Origin of the sequence: Streptomyces sp. 840.1 (assembly GCF_003751445.1) — a bacterium.
Lineage (GTDB): Bacteria > Actinomycetota > Actinomycetes > Streptomycetales > Streptomycetaceae > Streptomyces.
This window is the reverse complement of sequence record NZ_RJUU01000001.1, coordinates 3160201-3176985: the sequence shown is the minus strand read 5'-3', so window position 1 is coordinate 3176985 and position 16785 is coordinate 3160201. Positions and strand designations below refer to the sequence as shown.

Annotated in this window: 14 protein-coding genes and 1 pseudogene; 6 read left to right on the top strand and 9 right to left on the bottom strand. The window is 71.9% G+C overall.

The window, feature by feature from the left end:
* Nucleotides 1-87: 87 nt before the first annotated feature.
* From EDD93_RS14590 to EDD93_RS14580, 3 genes are all read right to left on the bottom strand, one after another.
* Nucleotides 88-1971: a PQQ-binding-like beta-propeller repeat protein gene (locus EDD93_RS14590; RefSeq protein WP_123527772.1), complete on the bottom strand. Its 1884-nt coding sequence runs from the start codon at nt 1969-1971 to the stop codon at nt 88-90.
* 251 nt (nt 1972-2222) lie between these two features.
* A complete protein-coding gene (locus EDD93_RS14585; protein ID WP_123525555.1) occupies nt 2223-4019 on the bottom strand; it encodes a PQQ-binding-like beta-propeller repeat protein in 1797 nt (598 codons plus the stop codon).
* A 164-nt stretch (nt 4020-4183) separates the two neighbouring features.
* Nucleotides 4184-6007 (bottom strand): ABC-F family ATP-binding cassette domain-containing protein, encoded by a 1824-nt coding sequence (locus EDD93_RS14580; RefSeq protein ID WP_123525554.1) that lies wholly within the window; start codon nt 6005-6007, stop codon nt 4184-4186.
* A 159-nt stretch (nt 6008-6166) separates the two neighbouring features.
* On the opposite strand from EDD93_RS14580, the gene EDD93_RS14575 reads away from it, so the two are divergent.
* On the top strand, nt 6167-6826 hold the full coding sequence (locus tag EDD93_RS14575) for a lipoprotein (protein WP_123525553.1): 660 nt from the start codon (nt 6167-6169) through the stop codon (nt 6824-6826).
* Nucleotides 6827-6853: 27 nt separating this feature from the next.
* A pseudogene (locus tag EDD93_RS40215) lies at nt 6854-6991 on the top strand (type II toxin-antitoxin system prevent-host-death family antitoxin); the annotation flags it as partial.
* 35 nt (nt 6992-7026) lie between these two features.
* Here the strand turns inward: EDD93_RS40215 and EDD93_RS14565 are convergent.
* From EDD93_RS14565 to rsmI, 6 genes are all read right to left on the bottom strand, one after another.
* Nucleotides 7027-7935: a 4-(cytidine 5'-diphospho)-2-C-methyl-D-erythritol kinase gene (locus EDD93_RS14565; RefSeq protein ID WP_123525551.1), complete on the bottom strand. Its 909-nt coding sequence runs from the start codon at nt 7933-7935 to the stop codon at nt 7027-7029.
* Nucleotides 7932-8819: a 16S rRNA (adenine(1518)-N(6)/adenine(1519)-N(6))-dimethyltransferase RsmA gene (gene rsmA, locus EDD93_RS14560; protein WP_123525550.1), complete on the bottom strand. Its 888-nt coding sequence runs from the start codon at nt 8817-8819 to the stop codon at nt 7932-7934. The genes EDD93_RS14565 and rsmA overlap by 4 nt, the downstream gene beginning before the upstream one ends.
* 61 nt (nt 8820-8880) lie before the next feature.
* On the bottom strand, nt 8881-9105 hold the full coding sequence (locus tag EDD93_RS14555) for a G5 domain-containing protein (RefSeq protein WP_311318334.1): 225 nt from the start codon (nt 9103-9105) through the stop codon (nt 8881-8883).
* Between the two features lie 151 nt (nt 9106-9256).
* Entirely contained in the window at nt 9257-10123 is an 867-nt protein-coding gene (locus tag EDD93_RS14550; RefSeq protein WP_123525549.1) for a TatD family hydrolase, read from the bottom strand.
* Nucleotides 10124-10173: 50 nt separating this feature from the next.
* Nucleotides 10174-10605: a hypothetical protein gene (locus tag EDD93_RS14545; RefSeq protein ID WP_123525548.1), complete on the bottom strand. Its 432-nt coding sequence runs from the start codon at nt 10603-10605 to the stop codon at nt 10174-10176.
* A 160-nt stretch (nt 10606-10765) separates the two neighbouring features.
* A complete protein-coding gene (rsmI, locus tag EDD93_RS14540) occupies nt 10766-11662 on the bottom strand; it encodes a 16S rRNA (cytidine(1402)-2'-O)-methyltransferase (protein ID WP_123525547.1) in 897 nt (298 codons plus the stop codon).
* 53 nt (nt 11663-11715) lie between these two features.
* On the opposite strand from rsmI, the gene EDD93_RS14535 reads away from it, so the two are divergent.
* From EDD93_RS14535 to EDD93_RS14520, 4 genes are all read left to right on the top strand, one after another.
* Nucleotides 11716-13494: a dolichyl-phosphate-mannose--protein mannosyltransferase gene (locus tag EDD93_RS14535; protein WP_123525546.1), complete on the top strand. Its 1779-nt coding sequence runs from the start codon at nt 11716-11718 to the stop codon at nt 13492-13494.
* 140 nt (nt 13495-13634) lie between these two features.
* Nucleotides 13635-15290 carry a penicillin-binding transpeptidase domain-containing protein gene (locus EDD93_RS14530; protein WP_185092318.1) on the top strand — a complete coding sequence of 552 codons (1656 nt, stop codon included), beginning with the start codon at nt 13635-13637 and terminating at the stop codon, nt 15288-15290.
* A 121-nt stretch (nt 15291-15411) separates the two neighbouring features.
* Nucleotides 15412-15927 carry a YbaK/EbsC family protein gene (locus EDD93_RS14525; RefSeq protein ID WP_123525544.1) on the top strand — a complete coding sequence of 172 codons (516 nt, stop codon included), beginning with the start codon at nt 15412-15414 and terminating at the stop codon, nt 15925-15927.
* The gene (locus EDD93_RS14520) at nt 15924-16775 is read left to right on the top strand and encodes an EamA family transporter (RefSeq protein WP_123525543.1); all 852 of its coding nucleotides are present in this window, start codon (nt 15924-15926) and stop codon (nt 16773-16775) included. The genes EDD93_RS14525 and EDD93_RS14520 overlap by 4 nt, the downstream gene beginning before the upstream one ends.
* Nucleotides 16776-16785 lie beyond the last annotated feature (10 nt).

The window sequence follows — 16785 nt, the reverse complement described above, 5'->3', positions numbered from 1 at the left end:
GTCAGTCGGGGGGGGCCTGAGCCGGCCGCGGACGGTTCTGCTGCCGTCCGCCGGCCGGCGGGTTCCTGCGGGTGCCGCGGTGAGCCGCTACTTGCCGAAGGCCATCATGGTCTTCGTCTCCAGCTCTTCCTTGTCGTTGCTGGCGCTGACCCGCCCGCTCGTGACGAACGAACGGCCGCCCGCGTAGAGGATCTTCTCGTTGTAGAAGGAGCTCTCGATCTCCGAGGTGGAGTCCGGGTGCTGCAGCACCATCTGCGGGGTGCCGCCGGTCGGGGCCAGGCTGGCGATCCCGCCGCCCTTGCCGTAGCCGGCGTCGACGTAGAGCAGCAGGTTGCCGCCCTCCATGCGCATCGGCTGCATCGTCTGCTCGGCCGGGGCGTTCGCCTTCCACTTGGTCTTGCCGGTGTTCAGGTTGAACGCGACGACCTTGTTGGTCCTGGCGGTGCCGCTGGTGTCGTCCTGCGTCGCCATGTAGAGCGTGTTGGGGTCGGTCGCGACTCCCGCGCAGCCGTCGACGGACTTGCCGAAGATGGCGAAGGTGCCGCCGCAGTTGGTCGCGAACGAGTCGCCCTTGTCACTGATGACCTGGGAGCGGAGCGAGCCGTTCTCCTTGAGCGCGAGGATGCTCCACTTCTTGGCGTCGCCGCTGCCCTTGGTCAGCGAGACGATGAGCGGGCTCACCGAGTAAAACCGGTCGATCTCCCAGCCGCGCGCGGGCTTGTACGTCCACTTGGGCTTCCCGGTGACCGGGTCGATCTCCTCGACCTCCTGCTGCGGGTTCTCGACGTCCTCGGTGCGGCAGTTGGTCGCGGCGATCAGCTTGGCGCCGCCCGCGAAGGAGAACGGCTGGCAGTTGCCGGCGCGCTTGCCGAACAGTGCCTTGCCGTCGCTCACCCGGAAGGCGTTGGAGGCGCCGGTGCGGCCGACCGTCACGGTGTCGCCGCTGATCGCGAGGGAGATGTCCGACAGCATGTCGAACAGCCCGCTGCTCTTGATCGACTTCTTCCAGCCGGCCTTGCCGGTGTTGAGGTCGATCAGCTGGAGGTCCGCGCAGTCCGCCTTGTCGGTGGTGCCGTCCTTCACCCCGATGACGATCTTGCCGTCGGTGGTGGTCTGCGCCGGTGCGGAGCAGATGTCCGTGCCCAGCTTCAGCGTCCACTTCTGCTTGCCGTCGGCCACCGAGTAGCCGGAGACGGTGCGGTACATGCCCTTGACGATGGTGTCGCCGACTATCCACGGGCCGTACACGTCGGTGCCGTTGCGCGGGAGGTCGACGTCGTTCTTCTGGAGCCAGAGGACCTTGGCCTCGCCGGCCTTGCGCCCGGCGTTCAGGTCGTCGTTGCCCTCACGGCCCGTCCCGTTGCCGTCGCCCTCGTCCACGGAGGGCGAGACGGACGGCTTCGGGTCGCTGGTGCTCCCCTTCGCGACGGGCTTCTTGTCGTCGTCGCCGCCGCTCGTGGCCAGGTAGACACCGCCGCCGACCACCAGCAGCACGGCGACCGCGGCACCGATGATCATCGCGGGCTTCCCCTTGAAGGGGCTGCGTCCGCCGGGACCACCCGGACCGCCGGGGAGCGGCGCGGTGGGGTACTGCTGCTGCGGGTAGCCGTACCCGGGCTGCTGCTGCCCGTACGGGCCCGGCTGCTGCGGCTGGCCGTAGGGACCGGGCTGCTGGGCGTAGGGGCCCGGCTGCTGCTGGCCGTACGGGCCGGGCTGCTGCGGCGGCTGCTGGCCGTAGGGACCGGGCTGCTGACCGTACGGGGGCTGCTGCGGCTGACCCGGCTGCTGCGGGTAGCCGTACCCCGGCTGCGCGGCCGGCGGGCCCGGCGGGGTGGCCGGCGCCTGGGGCGGCTGCGCGGGGGGCGGCGGCGTCTGCGGCGGGCCCTGGGGCGGCTGCGGGACCCCGTGCGGCGGCTCCTTCGGAGCGCCGAAGCCTCCCTGCGGCGGTTGCTGGCTGGGCGGCTGGGTCATCAGCACGTCCCCCTTCGTGCGGTCCGGTGCCCGTTCCGGACTCCCCCGCGATCTCGCCGGGGCTCCCGGGAGTCGGACAAGACCCCCTGAATCTCCAGCGAAATGGAGCGAATCGGGCATGGATCCCGCAGTGTTACGACAGTCGAGCGGGGCTTCTTTCTACCACCCGCCCCAGCACGGGCCCCGGTTCGGTCCACCCCTGTGCCCAAGGGAGAACCGGGCCGTGATGCTGCCGTTACGCCTACGGTCCGTCAGCTCCCGAAGGCGACCATCGACCGCTCCTCGATCTCGTCCCCGTCCTCGATGCCGCTGATCCTCGCTTGCGTGAGGTAGGAGCGTCCGCCCACGTAGGTGATGCGCGAGAGGGAGAAGCCGCGCTCGGTGGGCACGCCCGACACCGGATGCCGCAGCACCATGCCCCAACTTCCCCCGGTGCTCGGTACGGAGGCGATGCCGCCGCCCTTGTTCTTGGCGGCGCCGAGGTACATCAGCAGCTTGCCGCCCTCCGTCCGCAGCGGGGTCAGGGACTGCTCGGCCGGGGACCGGACCGACCACTTGTACTTGCCGGTGTTCAGGTCGAAGGCGGCGACCTTGTTGCCGTCGCCGACCTTGAGGTCGACGGCCTTGGTCGCCATGTAGAAGGTGTTCGCGTCGGCGGCCACCCCGAGGCAGTTGTCGAGGTTGGGCCCCTTGACGATCAGGTCCGCGTCACACGCGACCTGGTAGTCGCCCGGTCCGCCGGAGAGCTGGGTGCGGTAGGTGCCGTCGGCGTTGAGGACGAGGATGGCCCACTTCTGCGACTGCTCCAGCGAGACGACTATGGGGTCGGCGGAGTAGATCTGCGCGACCTGCCAGCCCTTCTTGACCTTGTACGTCCACAGCCGCTTGCCGGTCGCGGGGTCGATCCGCTGTACCTGGTGTTCCTTGTGGTCGTCGGCGGCGGTCTGGCAACTGGCCGCCGCGATGGCCATGTCACCGCTGGCGAACCCGAACGGCTGGCAGTTTCCCGGCAGTTTGCCGAACACCGCCTTTCCGTCGCTGACCCGGAAGGCGTCGCTCCTGGAGGTGCGCCCCACGGTCACGGTGTCGCCGTTGGTGGACATCCTGAGGTCGGAGAGCCCGTCCCAGATGCCCTGGCGGACGTACGTCTTGTGCCAGCCGGCCTTCCCCGTGTCCAGGTCGACCATCTGGAGGCCGTTGCACTCCGAGTCGCCGGCGGTGGTCCGCTTGACGCCCAGGACGATCTTGCCGTCGGCGGTGGGCTGCGAGGGCGCTGCGCACGCGGTGGTGCTGAGCCGCAGGCTCCACTTGCGTGAGCCGTCCTTGATGTCGTACCCGGTGACGGTGCGGTACACCGCGGTGACGACGGTGTCGCCGGAGAACCACGGGCCGTACACGTCCTCGCCGCCCTGGGGCAGATCGACGCCGCCCTTCTGCAGCCAGAGCATCCTCGCCTCGCCCGGCTTGCGCTTCGCGTTGACGGCGGCCGTCTCCTCGGCGGGGCTGATCAGGTCCTCGTCCCCGCCCTTGCTCACGGTCGGCGAGGGGGACGGGGAGGTGTCCGGCTGCCCCGAGCTGTGCGCCGGTCCGGCCGTGGGCTTCCCACTCCCGCCGTCCCCGTCGAGCGCGAACCAGATGCCGCCGCCGGCCAGCAGCGCCACCGCGAGCACGGCACCGACGATCGTCCGGGTCCCGCCGCGGAAACGCCCGCCGCCGGACCCGCCGGGCCGGGGCGGCTGCGGCGGTGGCTGCTGCGCCGGGAAGCCGTAACCGGGCTGGGTGGGCTGCGCGTGCGGGCCGGGCTGCGCCGGGTAGCCGTAACCGGGCGCGGGCTGCGGCGGGTACCCGTAACCGGGCGCGGGCTGCGCGGGTGGTGCGTAGGGGCCGGGCTGCGCGGGTGGTGTGTACGGGCCGGGCTGCGCGGGCGCCGCGTAGGGGCCGGACGGCTGCGCCGTGCCTTGGCCCGGGGGCGGGAACGACTCGGGCGGCGGGCCGTACGGGGCTCCGAACTCACCCTGCGGCGGCTGCTGTCCGGGCGGCTGGCTCATCGGCCCGTCCCCCTGTTCCTGGTGTCACCTGCGGTGTGGCACGGTCCGGCTACCGCGCGCGGGCAAGATCTCTTTCTACCATCCGCCCCACGAGCCCCACAGACCCCCATCGACCACACCGGCCGCACCAGCCGCCCGGGTTGTGCGGCGGTGCGGCTCAGCGGTCAGGCGTCCTCGGCCAGTTCCAGCCAGCGCATCTCCAGCACATCGCGCTCCGCGACCAGTTCACGCAGCTCGGCGTCCAGCTTCGCCACCTTCTCGAAGTCCGTCGCGTTGTCGGCGATCTGCGCGTGCAGCGTCGTCTCGCGGGTCGACATCTTGTCGAGCTGCCGCTCCACCTTCTGCAGTTCCTTCTTCGCCGCACGCGCCTCCTGCGGCGAAACGCCCGGCGCCGGTGCTGCGGCGGGCTGCGAGGACGTCGTGGGCGCCACCGCGGCCGGGGTGCCGGCCGCCGCCATCTGCCGCCTGCGCTCCAGGTACTCGTCGATGCCGCGCGGCAGCATCCGAAGCGAGCGGTCGCCGAGCAGCGCCAGCACCCGGTCCGTGGTCCGCTCGATGAAGAACCGGTCGTGGGAGATCACGATCATCGACCCGGGCCAGCCGTCGAGCAGGTCCTCCAGCTGGGTCAGGGTCTCGATGTCGAGGTCGTTGGTGGGCTCGTCGAGGAAGAGGACGTTGGGCTCGTCCATCAGCAGCCGCAGGATCTGCAGCCGGCGCCGCTCACCGCCCGACAGGTCGCCGACCGGGGTCCACTGCTTCTCCTTCGTGAAGCCGAACTGCTCGCAGAGCTGCCCCGCCGTCATCTCCCGGCCCTTGCCGAGGTCGACCCGGTCGCGCACCTGCTGCACCGCTTCGAGCACCCGCAGGTTCGGGTTCAGCTCGGAGACCTCCTGCGAGAGGTAGGCGAGCTTGACCGTCTTGCCGACGACGACCTTCCCGGCCGCAGGCTGCTCCTCGCCCTGGGTGCGGGCGGCCTCGGCCAGGGCCCGCAGCAGCGAGGTCTTGCCCGCGCCGTTGACGCCGACCAGGCCGATCCGGTCGCCGGGGCCGAGCTGCCAGGTGAGGTGGGTGAGCAGCGTCTTGGGCCCGGCCTGGACGGTCACGTCCTCCAGGTCGAAGACGGTCTTGCCGAGCCTGGCGTTGGCGAACTTCATCAGCGCGCTGGTGTCACGGGGCGGCGGCACGTCCGCGATCAGCTCGTTGGCCGCCTCGATGCGGTAGCGCGGCTTGGAGGTGCGGGCGGGGGCGCCGCGCCGCAGCCAGGCCAGCTCCTTGCGCATGAGGTTCTGCCGCTTGCCCTCCTCGGTGGCGGCGATCCGCTCCCGTTCGGCGCGGGCGAAGACGTAGTCGCTGTAGCCGCCCTCGTACTCGTGGACGGTGCCGCGCTGGACGTCCCACATGCGTGTGCAGACCTGGTCGAGGAACCAGCGGTCGTGGGTGACGCAGACGAGCGCGGAGCGGCGGGCGCGCAGATGGCCGGCCAGCCAGGAGATGCCCTCGACGTCGAGGTGGTTGGTCGGCTCGTCGAGGACGATCAGGTCCTGTTCCGCGATGAGCAGCTTGGCGAGCGCGATGCGGCGGCGCTCACCGCCGGAGAGCGGGGCGATGACGGTGTCCAGGCCGTGCTCGAAGCCCGGCAGGTCCAGGCCGCCGAACAGGCCGGTGAGCACGTCGCGGATCTTGGCGCTGCCCGCCCACTCGTGGTCGGCCAGATCGCCGATGACCTCGTGGCGGACCGTCGCCTTCGGGTCGAGGGAGTCGTGCTGGGTCAGGACACCGAGGCGCAGCCCGCCGTTGTGGGTGACGCGTCCGGTGTCGGCGTCCTCCAGTTTGGCGAGCATCCGGATGAGCGTCGTCTTGCCGTCTCCGTTACGACCGACGACACCGATCCGGTCCCCCTCGGACACACCGAGGGACACACCGTCGAGCAGCGCACGGGTGCCGTACACCTTGCTGACCTGCTCGACATTGACGAGGTTGACGGCCACAAACGCTCCAGCTCGAAGGGAGAACACTGAACCTTCAGCGTAGTCGCCGCGGCGCGGAGCTCCTTACGAGCGCCCGCTCACCCCGGATTCCTGCGGTACGTTGCCCGGATTGATCAAGATCCGGGCGGGTTCCCGGGTCTCACCGGGGTGGGGAACTTCATGACACGACGTACGGTTCACGGGCCTGCGCCCGTCCTGCTGGCATCCGTGGCGCTGCTGGCCGCCATCGCACTGACCGGCTGCTCCTCAGGGTCGGGCGGCGGTACGGAGGCGGGCCCGAAGCCCGGCGGCGAGGTCGCGGCCAAGGGCAGCGAGGCCGCCGCCAAGGGCGGCACGGTGGGAGGCTCCGGTTCCGGCTGCGAGCTGCCCGTCGTCTTCGACCTGGCGCAGCGCTGGAAGGCGAAGGCCGTGGTGCCCGACGAGCCGGGCTCGGAGTTCGCCGCGCTCAGCCGGCAGGGCCCGGTCGCCATGGTGTGCGAGATCGACGCGAAGCCGGCCGGGCACATCGGATTCCTGCGGGTGTGGCAGGGCGACGGCAAGTCCGGCACCCCGCGCCAGGCGCTGGAGGGCTTCGTGAAGGCCGACGAGAACGCCTCGAAGATCACGTACACCACGTCCACCGCCGGGAAGCTGTCCGTGGCCGAGGCCCGCTACACCGTCCACAGCAAGGTCATGGACGAGTCCCGCCCGGCCCGCGCCTTCGCCGTCGCCACCCCGGACGGGCCGGTGGTGGTGCACCTGGGCGGGCTGGACGCGCAGGAGCACGCGGGGATGCTGCCGGCGTTCGAACTGGCGAAGCGGAGCGTCCGGCTGGGCTGAGCGGGGCAGGATCGTCACTGCCCTCGGACATCCCACGCGGCCCGGTACGCCGAAACCCTCGACGCGGTGGTCGACGACCGCGAAGAGGTCATAGTGACGCGGGCCGGCCATGAGCCCGCGGTGATCGTGGCGCTCGATGAGTACCGGCTCATCTACCGCGTGGCCGAGGACGAGGTCCGCGTCGTCTCCTGCCGCTACCGCTACGGCCGCTGAACCACCGTGGCCCCCGGCGCCGGGGACACCGCCACCCGGGCGGTGCGGCAGGTCGCGGAGGCGGTCAGGGCGTCCGCGATCTTCCTGGCCGACGCCTCGTCCCCGGCCAGGAACGCGGTGGTCGGGCCGGAGCCGGAGACCAGCGCGGCCAGGGCGCCCGCGGTGGTGCCCGCCGCGAGGGTGTCGGCCAGTGAGGGGCGCAGCGACAGCGCCGCGGGCTGGAGGCCGTTGCCGAGGGCGGCGGCGAGGGCGTTGGCGTCGCCGGTCCGCAGGGCGTCCAGGAGTGCGGGGGAGGCTGCGGGCTCGGGCACCCGTGTGCCGGCCGTGAGCCGGTCGAACTCGCGGTAGACGGCCGGGGTGGAGAGGCCGCCGTCCGCGACGGCGAAGACCCAGTGGAAGGTGCCGCCGGTCTCGACCGGGGTCAGCTGCTCGCCCCGGCCCACGCCGAGGGCCGCGCCGCCGACCAGGCTGAACGGGACGTCGCTGCCCAGTTCCGCGCAGATGGCGAGGAGTTCCTCGCGGGTTGCGCCGGTGGACCAGAGCGCGTCGCAGGCCAGCAGGGCGCCGGCCCCGTCGGCGCTGCCGCCCGCCATTCCGCCGGCGACCGGGATGTCCTTGTCGATGTGGATGTGCACCAGGGGCTCGATGCCGTGCCGTGCGGCCAGGGCGATCGCGGCGCGGGCGGCGAGGTTGGTGGCGTCCAGCGGGACCTGGGCGGCGTCCGGCCCCGAGCAGGTGACGCGGAGCTCGTCGGCGGGGGTGACGGTGACCTCGTCGTACAGGCCGACGGCGAGGAAGACGTTGGCCAGGTCGTGGAAGCCGTCGGGGCGGGCGGCGCCGACGGCGAGCTGGACGTTGACCTTGGCGGGTACCCGGACGGTGACGCGCTCGCTCATGCGGACTGCTCCGGCTCGTTGTCGGCGGGCTTGTTCTCGGCGATGGCGGCGAACTCCTCGACGGTCAGCGCCTCGCCGCGGGCCTGCGGCGAGATCCCGGCCGCGACGAGCGCGGCCTCGGCGGCGGGCGCGGAGCCCGCCCAGCCGGACAGGGCCGCGCGCAGGGTCTTGCGGCGCTGGGCGAAGGCGGCGTCGACGACCGCGAAGACCTCGGCCTTGCTCGCCGTGGTCGCGACGGGCTCGGCCCGGCGCACCAGGGACACGAGCCCGGAGTCGACGTTCGGGGCGGGCCAGAAGACCTTGCGGCCGATGGAGCCGGCGCGCTTGACGTCGGTGTACCAGTTGGCCTTGACCGACGGCACTCCGTAGACCTTGTTGCCCGGCCGCGCGGCCAGCCGGTCGGCGACCTCGGCCTGGACCATGACCAGGGTCCGCTCGATGGTCGGGAAGCGGTCGAGCATGGTGAGCAGCACCGGCACGGCGACGTTGTACGGGAGGTTGGCGACCAGTGCGGTGGGCGGCGGTCCCGGCAGTTCCCGTACCAGCATGGCGTCCGAGTGGACGAGGGCGAAGCGGTCCGCGCGTCCCGGCATCCGGGCAGTGACCGTGGCGGGCAGGGCGGCGGCGAGCACGTCGTCGATCTCCACGGCGACGACCCGGCCGGCCGCCTCCAGAAGCGCCAGGGTCAGCGAGCCGAGACCGGGGCCGACCTCGACCACCACGTCGTCCGGACGGACCTCGGCGGTCCGCACGATCCGGCGGACGGTGTTGGCGTCGATGACGAAGTTCTGGCCGCGCTGCTTGGTGGGGCGTACGCCCAGCGTCGCGGCCAGCTCGCGGATGTCTGCGGGGCCCAGGAGGGCGTCGGGCTCTGTGGTGCTCACCCGTTAAGCCTACGGCCGGGCGGCGCCGGATCTCGCGCCCGCCGCCGGCGGGTGCGGGGCCTCAGCGCGGGTTCCCGGCCGCACGCGGCCCGGTGCCGGCCCTGACGACCTGGCTGACCGGCTCCCGTACGACCTCGGCGTCGATCTTCCGGGGCCGCTGCCGGACGCCGTTCACGGTCCGCAGGAGGTACATGACCCGGCGCGCGCCGTCGCGCCCCTCCCGTTCGACCACTTCCGTGCCGGCGGCCGGCGAGCCGTCCCCGGACCGTTCGACGGCGTACGGCAGCGGCTCCTGCCGGTCCGGCGGGTGGTGGTGATCCGCAGGACCGAGACGGTCTGGCCCTCGCGATTCCGTTGGCGCCCGGGACGACAGGAGCGGATGTGACTCTCCAAAGCGGCGCGACCACCCGCTGTCGCGACGGCCCGGCCGGTACCCGTCAGTAGTCGAACGCGCGAGCCGTGTTGCCGGCGATCGCCGAAGCCAGCGTGTCCTCGTCGACGCCCTTCACCTCGGCCATGGCGCGCAGCGTGACCGGAATCAGATACGGCGCGTTGGGCCGTCCGCGGTACGGGGCGGGGGTGAGGAAGGGCGCGTCGGTCTCGACCAGCACCAGCTCCAGGGGCGCCACGGCGAGCGCGTCGCGCAGCGGCTGGGCGTTCTTGAACGTCATGTTGCCCGCGAAGGACATGAAGTACCCGGCGTCCGCGCAGATCCGGGCCATGTCCGCGTCGCCGGAGTAGCAGTGGAAGACGGTCCGCTCGGGGGCGCCCGCGTCGGCCAGGATGCGCAGCACATCGGCGTGCGCCTCGCGATCGTGGATGACGAGCGCCTTGCCGTGCCGTTTGGCGATCTCGATGTGGGCCCGGAAGGACTCCTCCTGGGCCGCCATGCCCTCGGGGCCGGTCCGGAAGTAGTCGAGCCCGGTCTCCCCGACGCCGCGTACGTGGTCGAGGGCGGCCAGCGCGTCGATCTCGGCGAGCGCCTCGTGGAGCGCCGCCGTGCCGCCGCCCTCGCGGGCCCCCTGCCGCGACCAGTTGTCCGGATCCCCGTGCACGATCCGGGGGGCCTCGTTGGGGTGCAGGGCGACCGCCGCGTGCACGCTCGGGTGGGCGGCCGCGGTCTCGGCGGCCCAGCGCGAGCCCTTCACGTCGCAGCCCACCTGGATCACGGTGGTCACGTTCACCGCGGCGGCCCTGGCCAGGCCCTCCTCCACGGTGCCGTCCTGCATGTCCAGGTGGGTGTGCGAGTCAGCGACCGGGACCCCGAGGGGTTCGGGCAGCGGCGGGGCTTCGGTACGGCTCATGGCCACGATCGTACGAGGACCGCGGCCTGCGGCTCATGTGCGGTGGGCGCTCACTTGCGGTGGAAGGGGTGCAGCAGGTCCGCGAGGTGCCAGTGGTGCTCGCCCGCCGGCACGGCGGTGGCGGCGACGGCCTCGGCCTTGCGGTCCCGGGCGTCGTCGGCGAGGCCGGCGTCGTCGGCAGGGGTGCCGGCCGGGGTCCCGGCGGGGTGGTTTCCGGCGGGCAGGCGGTTCTGCATCAGCTGCTGAACGGTCGAGACCCGGCCGGACCGCATGATGCGCACGACGTGCCCGCCGCAGTTGGTGCAGGTGGGCGTCGAAAGGGGGGAGGGAACGCGTTGGCCGTCCGCCTTGTAGACCACGAAGGCGTGGCCCGAGGCGTCGACGTGGTGCTCTATCTCGTAGGCCTGTTCCCAGCCGTGTCCGCACCTCATGCAGGCGAAGGAATACGCCTCGTGCACGGTGGCTGCTGCGATCTCGCTCATGCCTGCTCCTCTTGTCCGCCGGACAAGCACTCCGGAGAATGCGTCCTGTTATCCAGTGGACGCCTTTACCGGCGGGAGCGCACCAGCCCCTGTCGAGTGTTTGAGCGGTCTTGGCCTTCTCGTGGCAAAAGGGGCCGGTACGCGGCTTTCGCTTTGCCTTTCACGATAGTCCTTTGCCCTCCGACGGGCCGGTCCGAGCCGCGTTCTTTGCTGCCACCACCGCGTCGAACACCTCGCGTTTGGGCAGGCCGGCGTCGGCGGCGACGGCGGCGATCGCCTCCTTGCGCCGCTCCCCCGCCTCCTCTCGCACCTGCACCCTGCGCACCAGCTCCGCGGCGTCCAGTTCCTCGGCCCCGGAGTCGGCCGCGCCCTCGACGACGACGGTGATCTCGCCGCGTACGCCCTCGGCCGCCCAGGCCGCCAGTTCGCCCAGCGGACCGCGCTTCACTTCCTCGTAGGTCTTGGTCAGCTCCCGGCAGACGGCGGCGCGCCGGTCGGCCCCGAAGACCTCGGCCATCGCGGCCAGGGTGTCGTCGAGCCGGTGCGGGGCCTCGAAGAAGACCATGGTGCGGCGCTCGCCCGCGACCTCGCGCAGCTTGCCGAGGCGCTCGCCGCCCTTGCGCGGCAGGAAGCCCTCGAAGCAGAACCGGTCCACCGGCAGCCCGGACAGCGCGAGCGCCGTGAGCACGGCGGACGGTCCGGGCACCGCGGTGACCTTGATGTCCTGCTCCACGGCTGCGGCGACGAGCCGGTAGCCGGGGTCGGAGACGGACGGCATCCCGGCGTCCGTGACCAGCAGCACGCGGGCCCCGCCGGTCAGCGCCTCGACGAGTTCCGGCGTGCGCGCCGACTCGTTGCCCTCGAAGTAGGACACGACACGCCCCGTGGTGTGGATGCCCAGCGCCTGGGTCAGCCGGCGCAGCCGGCGGGTGTCCTCGGCGGCGACGACGTCGGCCGTCTCCAGTTCGGCGGCGAGGCGTGGCGGGGCGTCCGCCACATCGCCGATGGGGGTCCCTGCGAGTACCAGCGTTCCAGTCGTCTCCGTCACAACGTCCATCCTCCCAGCACGGGCGGCACCACTCGCACAGATGCGTTCCCTACGATGGCGCGGTGACGAGTACAGCGCCCGATGCCCGGCAGGGCCAAGACGCCGGGGATCAGTACGGCCCGGAGCCGACTTCCTGGCAGCAGCGGCTGCGCCGCTTCGGCCATTCACCGCGCCCCGGTATCGGGTTGCGGGAACGGCTGGTTCCGCCGTACACCCGCCCCGGGAGCCGGCTGTGGGCGGTACTCGGGGTGCCCCCGGTGCTCGCGGACCGGCTGCTGCGCTGGTCGGCCTGGGGCGGTCCGCTGCTGGTGGCGCTCGTCGCCGGGGTGCTGCGGTTCTGGAACCTGGGCAGCCCGCACGCGGTGATATTCGATGAGACGTACTACGCCAAGGACTCCTGGGCGCTGGTCAACCAGGGCTACGAGGGGGCCTGGCCCAAGGACGTCGACAAGCTGATCCTCGCCGACCCGTCCAAGGTGAACATCCCGGTCGACCCCGGCTATGTGGTGCATCCGCCGGTCGGCAAGTGGATCATCGGGATCGGCGAGCAGATCTTCGGCTTCACGCCGTTCGGCTGGCGGTTCATGGTCGCGGTGCTCGGCACCCTGTCGGTGCTGATGCTGTGCCGGATCGGCCGCAGGCTGTTCCGCTCGACGTTCCTGGGGTGTCTGGCGGGGGCGCTGCTCACGGTGGACGGGCTGCACTTCGTGATGAGCCGCACCGCGCTGCTCGACCTGGTGCTGATGTTCTTCGTGCTGGCCTCGTTCGGCTGTCTGCTGATCGACCGGGACTGGGCGCGGCGCCGGCTCGCAGCCGCGCTGCCGGTCGACGCGGACGGGGTGCTGCGGCCGGACGTCGCCGTGGCGGAGCGGCTGCGGCTCGGCTGGCGGCCGTGGCGGATCGCGGCCGGGCTCATGCTCGGACTGGCCTCCGCCACCAAGTGGAACGGGCTGTACGTCCTGGTCGCGTTCGGCCTGCTGACGGTCCTGTGGGACGTGGGCGCGCGGCGTACGGCGGGCGCCATGCGGCCGTACCTGGCGGTGCTGAAGCGGGACCTGGTCCCGGCGTTCGTCTCCACGGTGCCGGTGGCGATCCTGACCTACGTGGCCTCGTGGACCGGCTGGATCATCCAGAACTCCCCCGCCCGGCACGGCTACTACCGGGACTGGGCGGCGACCGACGGCAAGGGCGGCAGCTGGACCTGGCTGCCGGACTGGGTGCGCAGCCTGTGGCACTACGAGTACCAGGTCTACGAGTTCCACGTGAACCTGACGTCCGGGCACACCTACCAGTCCAATCCGTGGAGCTGGATCGTGATGGGCCGCCCGGTCTCGTACTTCTACGAGGAGCAGAACGGCTGCGCCGCGTCGGAGACCGGCAAGTGCGCCCGCGAGGTGCTGGCACTCGGCACACCGCTGCTGTGGTGGGCCTCATGCTTCGCGCTGGTGTACGTGCTGTGGCGCTGGGTCTTCCGCCGCGACTGGCGGGCGGGCGCGATCGCGTGCGGCGTCGCGGCGGGCTGGGCGCCGTGGTTCCTGTACCAGGAGCGCACCATCTTCGTCTTCTACGCGGTGGTGTTCGTGCCGTTCCTGTGCCTCGCGGTGGCGATGATGATCGGCGCGATGCTGGGGCCGGCGGCGGGTACCGGAACCAGACACGAACTGGGCCTGTCCACCGGCGACCCCTCGGGCGAACGGCGCCGCACGCTGGGGGCGGTCGCGGCGGGCGTGCTGGTCCTGCTGATCGTCTGGAACTTCATCTATTTCTGGCCGCTGTACACGGGGACCCCGATTCCGGAGAACTCCTGGCGCGACCGGATGTGGCTGGACACCTGGATCTAGGGCCTTTTGTTTGCATCAGGCCGGATCACGGATCGCATTCCGATAACAACCGTCTCCGCTGTCTCAGCGTTCCCGTAGGGTGCCGGGAAAGCCTCCTTGAACACGTTCAAGGAGGCCTCCTGGGGAGGGGGACTGCAGGAATGCGCAGTGGAGCGAAGGTAGGAATAATCGGCGGGGTGTTCGCCGTAGTGGTCGGCGGGGTCGGCTACGGGGCGTACAACATCCTGGACGGGCTCGGGGACAGCGGCGTCGGGGGCGGTACGGAGACCACGGCCTCGTCGGACGAGGTGCGGACCGGCCCGGTCACCAAGCAGGAGACAGCCGAGACGTCGAAGAAGTTTCTCGCGGCGTGGGCGAAGGGCGACGCGGACATCGCGTCCCAGCTCACCAACAACCCGGCCGACGCCGGACCGCTCCTGACGCAGTACAGCGAGTCCGCGCACGTCACCAAGGCCGTGATCACCCCCGGCACGGCAACCGGCGCGAAGGTCCCGTACACGGTCAGGGCGACGGTCTCCTACAAGGGGAAGACGAAGCCCTGGTCGTACGAGTCCGAACTGACCGTGGTGCGCGGGGTGTCCACCGGCCACGCGCTCGTCGACTGGAAGCCCTCCGTCGTCCACCCGCAGCTGAAGAAGGGCGAGACGCTGGAGACGGGCGAGGCCTCGACCGCGTCGATCGAGGCGGTCGACCGCAACGGCCAGGTGCTCACCAAGGAGAAGTACCCCTCGCTCGGCGGCATCCTGGACGAACTGCGCAAGAAGTACGGCGAGAAGGCCGGCGGCACCGCGGGCATCGAGACCTGGATCAACAGCGAGAACGCGGACGCCCCGGACACGACGCTGCTGACCCTGACGAAGGGGAAGCCGGGCAGGGTGCAGACCACGCTGGACGCGCGCATCCAGGCGGCGGCCGAGCGGGGCGTGAAGAAGTTCGACCAGTCGTCCGTGGCGGCCGTCGAACCGTCGACCGGCGCGATCCGGGCCATCGCCAACAACCGGTCGGACGGCTACGACGCGGCACGGAAGGGCTCGGTGGCCCCCGGCTCGACGATGAAGATCGTGACCGCCGCGATGATCATCCAGCACGGTCTCGGCAGCGCGAACGGGGCGGTCGAGTGCCCGTCCTCGCTGACCTGGGAGGGCGTGACGTTCAACAACCTGGACGGCTTCTCCATGACGGACGGCCCCACGTTGAAGCGGGCCTTCGCCAGGTCCTGCAACACCGCTTTCATCAAGCCGATACTCCCGCTGGGGAGCGGCAAGCGGGACACCGCGCTCCGTGAGGAGGCCGGTGAGTACTTCGGAATCGGCCAGGTCTGGCGGACCGGCATCGCGACGTTCGACGGCAAGGTGCCGCTCTCCGAAGGCGCGGAGACGGCCGCGTCGTTCATCGGCCAGGGCAAGATCCAGATGAACCCGCTGAACATGGCGTCGGTCACCGCCACGGCCGTGGGGGGCCGGTTCCGGCAGCCCTACATCGTCCCGCAGAACCTGGACAACCGGGTCTTCGCCACGGCGAACCCGCTGCCGGGCGGAGTCTCGGCGCAGCTGAAGGAGATGCTGCACTACACCGCGACGGCCCCGGAGGGCACCGCGACCCAGGCCATGGCGAACGTCGGCGGTGACAAGGGCGCCAAGACGGGCTCGGCGGAGATCGACGGCCACGCCACGTCCGACAGCTGGTTCACCGGCTACAGCAACGACCTCGCCGCGGCGGCCCTCGTCCAGTCCGGCGGCCACGGCGGCGACGCGGCCGGCCCGGTCGTCGCGGAGGTCCTGCGCGCGGGACCGTGACGGCGGGGGGCGGGAAGCGAGGTGCGGGGAGCCGTCCCGTCCGGCCGGGCGGAACGGCCGCCGCGACCGCTGCGCGAATCCGGCTCGCACGCCCGCGACCACGGCCGATAGCGTGCGGGGCATGAGCACTTCCGACACCAACGCACCGGCGGGCGGCAGCACCGCCGCCGCCCATCCCCGATTCGCCGAGGCACTGCGCGAGCTGGGTCTCGAGGTCGAGATCCGCCGCTTCCCGGAGGCCACCCGGACCGCCGCCGAGGCGGCCGCCGCGGTCGGCTGCGCGCTGAGCGAGATCGTCAAGTCGCTGATCTTCGAGGCCGACGGGGTGCCGGTCCTGGTCCTGATGGACGGCTCCTCGCGGGTCGACATGGAGCGGCTGCGGGCGGAGTTGGGCGCGGTGAAGGTCCGCCGGCCCGGCGCCGACGTGGTGCGCGAGGCGACCGGGTACGCGATCGGCGGGGTTCCGCCGTTCGGGCACCGGACCAGGACCCGGGTGCTGGCCGACCGGGGGCTCCTCGCGCACGAGGTGGTCTGGGCGGCGGCCGGCACCCCGTACACGGTCTTCCCGCTCGATCCGGCGACGCTGATCGAGCACGCGGGCGGCACGGTGGTGGACGTGCGCGAGCAGACCGCATGACGCCGCTGGTCGCCATAGCCGTCCTGACGGCCGCGTTCACGCACGCCGGCTGGAACGCCATCGCACACGCGATCAAGGACCAGTTGGTCTCGTTCACCCTGATCTCCGGCGGCGGGCTGCTGATCGGCGCGGCCGCGGCGGGCTTCGTCCCGTTCCCGGCCGCGGAGGCCTGGCCGTACCTGGCCTTCTCCGCCGCCCTGCACGTCACGTACATGCTGCTGCTGATGCGCTCGTTCACCCTGGGCGACTTCGGGCAGATGTACCCGATCGCCCGGGGCACCGCCCCGCTCGTCGTCACCGTGCTGGCCGCCGTCTTCGTGGGCGAGCGCCCGGACGGCTGGGCCACGGCGGGCGTCGCGGTGGCCTCGGCGGGGCTGGTCGGGCTGGCCCTGTGGGGTATCCGGGGCTCCGGCAAGCGCCCGCACTGGCCCGCGATCCTCGCCGCGCTGGCGACCGGTCTCGCCATCGCCGGCTACACGACGGTCGACGGCGTGGGCGTACGGGCCTCGGGCAGTTCGCTCGGGTACATCGCCTGGCTGATGATCCTGGAGGGCATCGCGATCCCCGCGTACGCCCTGTACCGCCGCCGCTCCGCCCTGACCGCCCAGCTCCGCCCCTACGCGGTACGCGGACTGCTCGGCGCGGCCCTGTCGGTGGTGGCGTACGGGCTCGTGCTGTGGGCGCAGACGCGGGCGGCGCTGGCCCCGGTCGCCGCCCTGCGCGAGTCCTCGATCATCGTCGGCGCGGCCATCGGCACCGTGTTCTTCAAGGAACGGTTCGGCGCCCCGCGCGTCGCGGCGGCCGGGCTGATGGTGGTCGGCATCGGGCTGATGCTGCACACGAGTTGAGGGCCAGGGC